Origin of the sequence: Leptospira neocaledonica (assembly GCF_002812205.1) — a bacterium.
Taxonomy (GTDB): domain Bacteria; phylum Spirochaetota; class Leptospiria; order Leptospirales; family Leptospiraceae; genus Leptospira_B; species Leptospira_B neocaledonica.
The window spans coordinates 528,254-537,703 of sequence record NZ_NPEA01000001.1; the positions used below are offsets into that span (position 1 = coordinate 528,254).

The following is a 9,450-nucleotide window of genomic DNA, read 5'->3' on the forward strand; positions in this document are numbered from 1 at the left end:
TATGAAGAAGGAAGAATATCAACTTTTTCTAATTCGACACGGTGAAACAGAATGGAATTTGGAAAGAAGGTTACAAGGACAGACCGACACTTCTCTTTCAAAATATGGAAAAGAACAAGTGCTCAAGTTAGCTGACAAACTAAAAGATACTGGAATAAAACTTATCCTTAGCAGTGACTTAAAAAGGGCGAAGGAAACTTCAGAACAGATATCTCGAAGTTTAGGAGTAGAGACTATATATCATCCCGGACTAAGAGAAATTCATTTAGGGGAAGCGCAGGGGATCTTAGAATCGGAACTTTCTAGTATATTCGGAGAAGATTCCTATTCCGCCTGGAAAAGTTCGGATCGGATCCACGATCAATTCCGATTTCCTGGAGGAGAAAGTAAGTCGGAAGCGGAATCAAGGATCATTGAAACTATATTAAATTTATTGAAAATGTATGACAAAAAGAATATTGCAATTTGCAGTCATGGATTTGTTCTTTCCAGATTTTATAGGCACTTTTCTTTAAATGAACTTTCCCCTTCTAAACTTGAAAACTGCGAAGTGGCTGAATTATTTCTGTCATTGGAGATTCAGGAAAAAAATTTACACGCTATTAAAATAAATTAGAACGACCTTTTTTAGAACTGATAAAACTTTTTTTATTGAATAAATCATGAACGTTCAAAAGATCGTCTTAACTTTCAGGATGAAGTTGGGTGTAAATCCCACGCTGACCCGCAACTGTGATCGGAAGTTTAAATAGAAAGATAACATCTTTCCGTTTTTATTCCGCAAGCCAGATCTCCCTGCAGACTAAAACCTCGAGGTTAGGTATGTTAGCATTCCCGCCAAGCACGTCCGTGCATCGCGAAGGGCCCCGGAAGTTAAAAATCGGGGCTCCGAGACCAGGACAAATCATTAATTTTGTACATTAAGGAATTAATATATTCTTATTTTGACATAAATTAGACTAACATTTGTTAGTTTATTCCTGTTTCGGAAGTTTTCCAAAGAAAACGGACGAAAAAATGAAACAAAACAATCTTCGGATTGCCGCTATAGGCATATCCTTATCGTACATTATGTGTGCGATATTCTTCCCTATCCTTTCTCAGGACGAAGAGACAAAGCCGACTAACGGAAAAGAAAGAACTGAAGCTGAAAAATTAGAGCTTAAAAGAAAAATCTCGGAATACAAACCCGATGCGATTGTGATCAGGGATAGAAGATCTAACTTAATCGGTATCGCTTCTTCTGCAAGTGAAGGTGTGGTAGGCTCCGATCAGATCAAAACAAGACCGATTATGAGGCAAGGTGAAGTCGCAGAGTTAATCCCCGGTGTGATCGTAACCCAACATAGTGGCGGAGGAAAGGCAAACCAGTTCTTTCTAAGAGGTTTTAACTTGGATCATGGAACAGATCTCGCTTCTAACGTAGACGGAATGCCTGTCAATAACGTTAGTCACGCACATGGACAAGGTTATACGGATCTAAACTTTCTTATACCCGAACTTGTTGAACAAATGCAATACAAAAAAGGTGTCTATTACGCAGACCAAGGAGATTTTGCGTCCGCTGGAGCATTTAATATTTCGTATTATAAAAGTTTAACAAAGGGAATTGCTAATGTGGAAGGAGGAACCTTGGGTTATGCGAGGACTCTGATCGCAAAGTCCCATAAAGTAGGTCCTGGAAATCTTTTATATGCATTCGAAGCTTCTCATAATGATGGCCCTTGGGTAATTTCCGATAACTTCAGAAGAGTGAACGGAGTCACAAGTTACTCTGTAGGAGATAAACAAAAAGGGTTCAGTATCAGTCTTATGGGTTATAGAGGAAGTTGGCATTCTACTGGCCAAGCACCCAAAAGAGCTCTTAGGATGGGCGATTCCTGGCTGGATCCTGATTCAGGGCTGAGTAGATTCGAAAGTGTAGATCATAACGATGGAGGATGGTCGAATCGTGCCAGCGTCAATTTCGAAGCCCATCGTTTGGAAAAAGGATACGAAGCAAAAACACAGTTTTACGGAATATATTACGATTTACGATTATTTGCCAACTTCACTTATTATTTGGACGATCACGAAAGAGGAGACCAGCACGAACAAGTAGATCGAAGAACGATTGCCGGTAGTAAATCTAGCTATAAGGATATCAGCGAATTCTGGGGGATCCGTATGGAGAATACGATCGGACTTCAGATCAGAAGAGATTTTATCCAAAACGGTCTTTTTCACACTGAAAAAAGAGCAAGATTAGAAACTGTACGAGAGGACGGGATCGTACAGCTTAGTTCCGGAATATATTATGAAAATAAGATACAATGGTCCAAAAAATTCAGAACAGTATTCGGAGTAAGAGGCGATTATTATAAATTTAACGTAGACGACTGGGGAAGCAGGGAAAAATCAGAAAGAACTGCAAGTATCTATAGCCCCAAAGGAAGTATCATCATAGGCCCCTGGTTCAAGACGGAGTTTTATATAAGTGGAGGATATGGATTCCATAGTAACGATGCAAGAGGCGTGGTCCAAAAGACGGATCCGGCAGATCCATTAGTCCAAACAAGAGGTGGAGAAGTAGGACTCAGAACTGAACCGGTCCACGGTTGGCAATCCACATTCTCCGTTTGGCAATTGGATATGAATTCTGAACTATTGTTTACTGGAGATAATGGAACTACCGAAGCAAGTAGACCAAGTACAAGAAGAGGATTCGAATGGGCGAATTATTATTCTTACAACTCTTGGCTTATGATAGATGCGGACTTCGCCACTTCTAAGTCCAGGTTCAGAGATGATGACCCTTCCGGTAATTATATTCCAGGATCCATACGCCATACATTAGCGTCCGGAATCACTTTAAGAAATCCTGATGGTTTTTTCGGATCACTTAGGGTGAGATACTTCGGGAATCGTTCCCTGATCGAGGATAATACTGTCCGTTCTCCCGCGACGACTACCGTGAATTTCCAATTCGGAAGGAACTTCGGAGAAGATTTAAGTGTCGTCTTTGAAGTATTCAATTTATTGAATACACATGTAAGTGATATAGATTATTATTATGCGTCCAGATTAAAGAATGAACCTGTCGGCCCGAATGAAGGTGGATACAATGATATACATACTCACCCTGCCCAGCCTAGATCGATACGACTTTCAATAAGGTCGTCTTTTTAAGGATCTATTTTTTGACGTAATCCCGTATAACTAATATACGATCCACATCCACTTCTTTATTTTTAGGAACGGACTTAGTAAACGTAAACACTTCAGTGCTTAGTCCGTTTTTAGAAAGCAAGAGTCCGTGAGAAGGAAATGATTCAGGAGAAATTTTTTCCGATAGATGATTGTCCAATTCGAAACTTTCAGTGTCCGGAAGATTTTTCATGCTCAACACTTCGCCGAGAGGTTTTCCAATAGCATCCGATTCTAACCAACCGGTAAGTTTTTCCGCCGATAAATTCATAAAAGAGATCTGCCCCTTAGAATCGAATGCGATCACTCCTTCCTGCATACTCCGAAGCTCTGCAGAAACAAGTCTTGCCTTTTCCATCAACTCCTTTTCGACTTCATGTTTATAAAGAATGAGTTCGATCACTATTTGCAATTCTCTAGTCTGAAAAGGTTTCAAAATATATGCATTCGGTTCGGTTAATTTTGCTCTAGTTAACGTTTGAGAATCGGAAGAAGCCGTAATATAAACGATAGGAACATCTAGAAATTTTCGAATTCTTTTAGCCGCATCTATCCCGTCCAAATATCCGTTTGCGAGAACTATATCTATTAGGATCAGATCCGGTTGAAGCGCAATTGCTTGCTTGACCGCAGTTTCGCCAGTATTCGCGATACTTGGTTCCGGATACCCCATCCTTACCAGTCGATGCCGGATATCCTGAGCAACGAGCCCCTCGTCCTCTACGATCAAAATCCTAGTGTCTTTCATTTCATCTCCGAAATTATCCCAACTTTATCAAATTTGAATATTATGATTCGTAAAACTGAATCAAACACCGGCTTCTTCCGAGGAAGTTTTGATAAGATCTTTTACACCGTGCAGTATGGCGGACATATTTTTTCTTTCCCTTTTTCTTTTTTTATCCAGCCCATGTTTGTTCAAAGCGATTTCTATCGCTATCTGCAATTCTTTGGTCTGAAATGGTTTCAATAAATACCCGTAGGGTCTTGTGGGCTTGCTGCGCAGAAGAGTAGATTCATCCGCATAAGCCGTTAGATAGATTACCGGTAGATCCATCTTATCCAAAATTTCCTGGACTGTTTCTATCCCATCATAATTTCCCCTAGATAACATGATGTCCATGAGAAGAAGGTCCGGTTTATCTAAATAAACTTTTCTTAATGCCTCATTCCCAGTAGAAGCGATGCTTACAAAATCATAACCAAGATCTGACAATTTACTGAGTATATCTTTAGCTACGATGCTCTCGTCTTCTACGATCAGTATTTTTGCTTCGCTGGAAATCATTTTCGGACTCGGCTCCTTTCTCGAAAGACTAAGGTGAACTTTGTACCTTTACTTCTATCCAAGATCAAACTTCCATCTATTTGATGCGTCAAAGTATTGACCAATTGTAAACCCAAAGAATCCGTTTGTCGATAGTCAATTTCTTCCGGAAAACCTACCCCGTCATCTTCTACAGTCAAAGAATACTCATCATATTTTGATGTAATAGAAATTTGGATCGTCCCTTCATCCCTTTCCCTAAATCCGTATTTCAGCGAATTGGTGACTAACTCTGTAACGATCAGACCACAATGAATCGCGGTATCCAATGTCAAATGAACAGATTCCGCATGTATTTCGAATCGTATCCTAGAATTTACTCTATAGGTCCTCAGAAGATTGGTAACCAAACTGTTTAGATATTCTTGGAAATCAGTATGTGCCAAATCCTCGTTTTGATATAATAACTCATGAATCAGAGCTATGGACTTGATTCTGGATTGGCAGTCTTGGAACATTTCCAGAGACTTACGATCCGTTATGTAATTCCCTTGCAGGCTGAGAATACTAGAAACGATCTGAAGGTTATTTTTTACCCTATGATGTATCTCCCTGAGTAAAACTTCTTTTTCCTTTAAGGATGCTGTTAATGCTTCTTCCGCTCTTTTTCGTTCAGCTATCTCAGTCATCAATTCGTTATTTACTCTATGCAGCTCGAAGGTTCTTTCTTCTACACGAACTTCTAACTCGTCATGACTTTGTCTTAATAACTCCTCCTGGATCCTTAATATTTTATTTTTCTTATGTAAGTCTACGAATACTGCAGCCTTGGATCTGAGTATCTCGGGCGCTGTTGGTTTTACTAAGAAGTCCACAGCTCCCAAAGAATATCCCTTGAACATTCCGGTTTCATTATTCGCGTAAGCGGTAAGAAAGATAATCGGAATCTTGGCGCATTTTTCCCTCTGTCGGATCAATGCTGCCGCTTCAAAGCCGTCCATTCCAGGCATTCTTACGTCCATGAAGATTAATGCCACTTCTTCCGGTTCGTCTAATAGCGCCTTTAATGCCTCTTCTCCGGAGCCCGCCTTAATCAAATTTAATTCAGGGCTCTTGAGAATATGCTCCATTACCTGTAGATTATCCCCATGGTCATCTACGAGTAAGATACTTACTTTCATTGGCTGTTCCATATCTACCTGCACAACAACACCCGAAGCAGAGAAAGCAAATGGTCAACACTAACCGGCTTAGTGATATATTCGGTCGCGCCGGCTTCTATACATTTTTCTCGATCTCCTTTCATCGCCTTTGCTGTAAGCGCTAAAATAGGAAGATTCACAAACTCGGATTTAGATCGGATCACTTTCATTGCCTCGTACCCGTCCATGTCCGGCATCATCACGTCCATGAGAACGATCTCTATATCCGGATTTTTTTCTAAAATGTCAATTCCGTCTAACGCATTCTCCGCATAATGTATTTTCATTTTATGCAATTCCAGCATGCTCGTCAGTGCGAATATATTCCTTACGTCGTCATCCACGATCAGAACTTTATGTCCTTCAAGAGAATATGTGTCCCCTGATTTGGAAACCGATTCAGGTTCATGCAAATGAATCTTGATCTCTTCCAAGGATGTCGCATAAGAATTTGCAAATTTCAGAATATTCGAACCGTTAAAGGACAGAAGTTTTTGAAAACTTTCCGCGCCATTCGGTTCAGCCGAATAGAATAGTATCAATGTCCTTTCTGGATCCAATAGACTTATTTTGGAAACCAGATCTGAGACAGGCATATCATCCAATTCGTTCCCGATTAAAATACAATCCGGGATTTCTTTTCGAAGAATATTCAATAACTCCTCTCCGGAGTTCATATTTTTCAGAATCAAATCTTTACTGGTAAGTTTCTCCTTTAGGAATTCAGAATGTTCTTTCTCAATACCACAAACATAAAGAGTTTTGTCCGTTTTATGTAGATAGGTTTTGATCTTCTCGAATGCTTCGTTCAAGGATTCTATTCCCACTGGTTTTCTTAAATGGGAGATTGCTCCGATCTCTAAACTTCTTCTCCAATCATTTTCTCCGGAAAGAACATGAACTGGGATTTGTCTTAATTTCGGATTTCGTTTTAGCCAATTCAGAATCAAACTTCCATCCATATCCGAGAGTTGGACGTCCAACAAGACAGCATTATAAGAAGATTCCTGTAATGCAGAGATCCCACTCTTACCGTCTAAGGCAACGGTTCCTTTAAATCCGTTACTTTTAGCGATTTCTAAAAGTGATTTTGCAAATGTTTCATCTTCTTCTATGATCAAAACTTTTTCATTTGATTCATTTTCTGTTTCATCCTCGAGAACTCTTCGAGTGACCTTAACCTTACTTCTTACATAAGATTCGCTGGAGCCAGAAGAATCATTGTCCGGATTCTCAGACCACTTAATGGAATCGGGTTCGATCGGATTTTCTTCTACTTGGATATAATCCATTGGAAGATATAGGCTGAACTTACTTCCTACTTCCGGTTCACTTTCCAATTTTAATTCTCCACCTAAAATGCGAGTAATCTCTTTACTAATAGAAAGTCCAAGTCCCGTTCCTCCGTATTTCCGACTCGTACTTCCATCTGCTTGTCGGAAAGCCTCGAAGATCAAACCCTGCTTTTCAGGCGAAATACCGATACCAGTATCTATCACTGAGAATGCGATCACACCGCTGGCTTGATTCAGGATCTTATGATCCTTACTCCAACCGGAAGGAGAAGATTCTATCCTCAGTTTCACTCCACCTTTATGAGTGAATTTGAATGCGTTGGAGAGAAGGTTCTGGAGAATTTGTTGTAGCCTTTGTAAGTCGGTCGTGATTCTAGAAGGAAGTTCCGGATCTATTTCCACTTGGAATTTTAAATCCTTATTTCTTGCAGTTTCCCTAAAGGAACGATCCAAATATCCCCCTAATTCCTCGATAGAAACAGAATCCAAATCCACACTCATCTTACCGGATTCAATTTTAGAAAGATCTAATATATCATTAATCAACTGCAATAGATCATTTCCGGAACTATGAATTGTTTTAGCGTATTCCGTCTGTTTGTCGGAAAGGTTTTTACTCTCGTTATCATACAATAGTCTGGAAAGAATCAGCATATTGTTCAAAGGAGTCCTTAACTCATGAGACATGTTCGCTAAGAACTCAGATTTATACCTGGAAGTAAGAGCAAGCTGCCTTGCCTTCTCTTCCAAGGAATGTCTGGCTTGTTCTACTTCCCTGTTTTTTCTTTCCACCTCGCTGTTCTTTTTGGCGAGTAATCTTGCTTTTTCTTCCAACTCTTCGTTCTTTTCCTGTAGTTCTTCCCTTTGGTCCTTGAGCATATCCTCGGAAGCCTTGAGTGATTTGGCTTGTTCTTCCAAACGTTGGTTGGTACTGGTCAATTCTTCTTGGCGTCCTTGCAACTCTTCTGTCAAGGTTTGGGATTGGATCAGAAGTTCTTCTGTTCTCATTCCTGCAGCAATCGTGTTCAATACGATCCCGATACTTTCCGTCAATTGATCCAAGAAGTTTAAATGGATCGGAGTAAAGTTGGAGAAGGAAGCGAGTTCCACAACCGCCTTTACCTCTCCTTCGAATAACACAGGCAAGACGACTATATTGATAGGAGGAGCTTCTCCTAAAGCCGAATTGATCATGATATAACTGGAAGGAACCTGAGTAACGAGTATCCTTTCTTTTTCCAGGAAACATTGTCCGATCAGACCTTCTCCAGGATAGAAACGATTCGATACGTTCTTCCTTTCTTGGTAGGCATAACTTACGAGTAGCTTGAGTACAGGGCCTTCTTCCACATTTTCAGTGATGAAGAATGCTCCATGTTGTGCGGAAACAAGTGGCGCAAGCTCCGACAGGATCAGCTTACTTACGTTAACTAAGTTCCTTTGTCCTTGTAATAATCTTGTGAATTTTGCGAGATTTGTTTTTAACCAGTCTTGTTCCGTGTTGATCACAGTGGTTTCCCTAACATTTAGAATCATCTCGTTAATGTTATCGGATAAGGCTGCCACCTCTCCGGCTGCCTGGATGGTTACCGTTCGAGATAGATCACCCTTGGTCACCCCTGTAGCAACTTCCGCGATAGCCCTTACCTGAGTGGTCAGGTTAGAAGCGAGCTGGTTCACGTTATCCGTAAGGTTTCTCCAAAGACCTGCGGCCCCAGGAACACTTGCCTGCCCGCCTAATCTTCCTTCGATACCAACTTCTTTTGCTACCGTGGTTACCTGGTCTCCGAATAGTCCCAAGGTATCGATCATATCGTTGATTGTATCCGAGAGTTCTGCGATCTCTCCTTTTGCTTCCAAATATAATTTTTTCTTTAAGTCCCCATTTGCAACCGAGGTTACCACCTTAGCGATACCCCTTACCTGAGTAGTCAGGTTGTTTGCCATGAAGTTCACACTATCCGTAAGATCCTTCCAGATACCTGCAACCCCTTGCACATTTGCTTGTCCACCCAGTTTACCTTCGGTACCTACCTCTCTTGCTACCCGGGTTACCTCAGAAGCAAACGAGTTCAACTGGTCCACCATCGTGTTAATGGTATCTTTGAGTTCGAGGATCTCTCCCTTAACATCTACTGTGATTTTCTTGGATAAGTCACCTCGTGCTACTGCTGTCGTAACTTCGGCAATATTACGCACCTGACCGGTTAGGTTCGATGCCATCGAGTTCACACTATCTGTTAAGTCTTTCCAAGTTCCCGCAACCCCTCGAACATCCGCCTGTCCACCTAACTCTCCTTCGGTTCCCACCTCTCTTGCTACCCGGGTTACCTCAGAAGCGAATGAGTTCAACTGGTCCACCATCGTGTTAATGGTATCTTTGAGTTCGAGGATCTCTCCCTTAACATCCACTGTGATTTTCTTGGATAAGTCACCTCGTGCTACTGCTGTCGTAACTTCGGCAATATTACGCACCTGACCGGTTAGGTTGGATGCCATC

The 9,450-nt window shown here is 41.0% G+C and carries 6 protein-coding genes; 2 read left to right on the forward strand and 4 right to left on the reverse strand.

All coding sequences use genetic code 11. From position 1 onward, the window contains the following. Window position 1 precedes the first annotated feature (1 nt). Both CH365_RS02425 and CH365_RS02430 read left to right on the forward strand, forming a co-directional pair. Entirely contained in the window at window positions 2-616 is a 615-nt protein-coding gene (locus CH365_RS02425; protein WP_100766995.1) for a histidine phosphatase family protein, read from the forward strand. 401 nt (window positions 617-1,017) lie between these two features. Continuing rightward, a complete protein-coding gene (locus CH365_RS02430) occupies window positions 1,018-3,168 on the forward strand; it encodes a TonB-dependent receptor (protein ID WP_100767031.1) in 2,151 nt (716 codons plus the stop codon). Window positions 3,169-3,172: 4 nt separating this feature from the next. Here the strand turns inward: CH365_RS02430 and CH365_RS02435 are convergent, their stop codons facing one another. From CH365_RS02435 to CH365_RS02450, 4 genes are all read right to left on the reverse strand, one after another. Continuing rightward, complete coding sequence (locus CH365_RS02435) at window positions 3,173-3,934, reverse strand: response regulator (protein ID WP_100766996.1); 762 nt, start codon at window positions 3,932-3,934, stop codon at window positions 3,173-3,175. 60 nt (window positions 3,935-3,994) lie between these two features. Continuing rightward, a complete protein-coding gene (locus tag CH365_RS02440) occupies window positions 3,995-4,474 on the reverse strand; it encodes a response regulator (RefSeq protein WP_100766997.1) in 480 nt (159 codons plus the stop codon). Next, a complete protein-coding gene (locus CH365_RS02445) occupies window positions 4,471-5,634 on the reverse strand; it encodes a sensor histidine kinase (RefSeq protein ID WP_100766998.1) in 1,164 nt (387 codons plus the stop codon). The genes CH365_RS02440 and CH365_RS02445 overlap by 4 nt, the downstream gene beginning before the upstream one ends. Window positions 5,635-5,648: 14 nt before the next feature. Then, window positions 5,649-9,450 (reverse strand): response regulator (locus CH365_RS02450; RefSeq protein ID WP_165782557.1); only part of this gene is annotated, 3,802 nt, incomplete at its 5' end.

Excerpts from the sequence above, each read along its gene's own strand:
- CH365_RS02435 (WP_100766996.1), bottom strand. The coding sequence starts at position 3,934 with ATGAAAGACACTAGGATTTTGATCGTAGAGGACGAGGGGCTCGTTGCT.
- CH365_RS02440 (WP_100766997.1), bottom strand. The coding sequence starts at position 4,474 with ATGATTTCCAGCGAAGCAAAAATACTGATCGTAGAAGACGAGAGCATC.
- CH365_RS02430 (WP_100767031.1), top strand. The coding sequence starts at position 1,018 with ATGAAACAAAACAATCTTCGGATTGCCGCTATAGGCATATCCTTATCG.
- CH365_RS02445 (WP_100766998.1), bottom strand. The coding sequence starts at position 5,634 with ATGAAAGTAAGTATCTTACTCGTAGATGACCATGGGGATAATCTACAG.
- CH365_RS02425 (WP_100766995.1), top strand. The coding sequence starts at position 2 with ATGAAGAAGGAAGAATATCAACTTTTTCTAATTCGACACGGTGAAACA.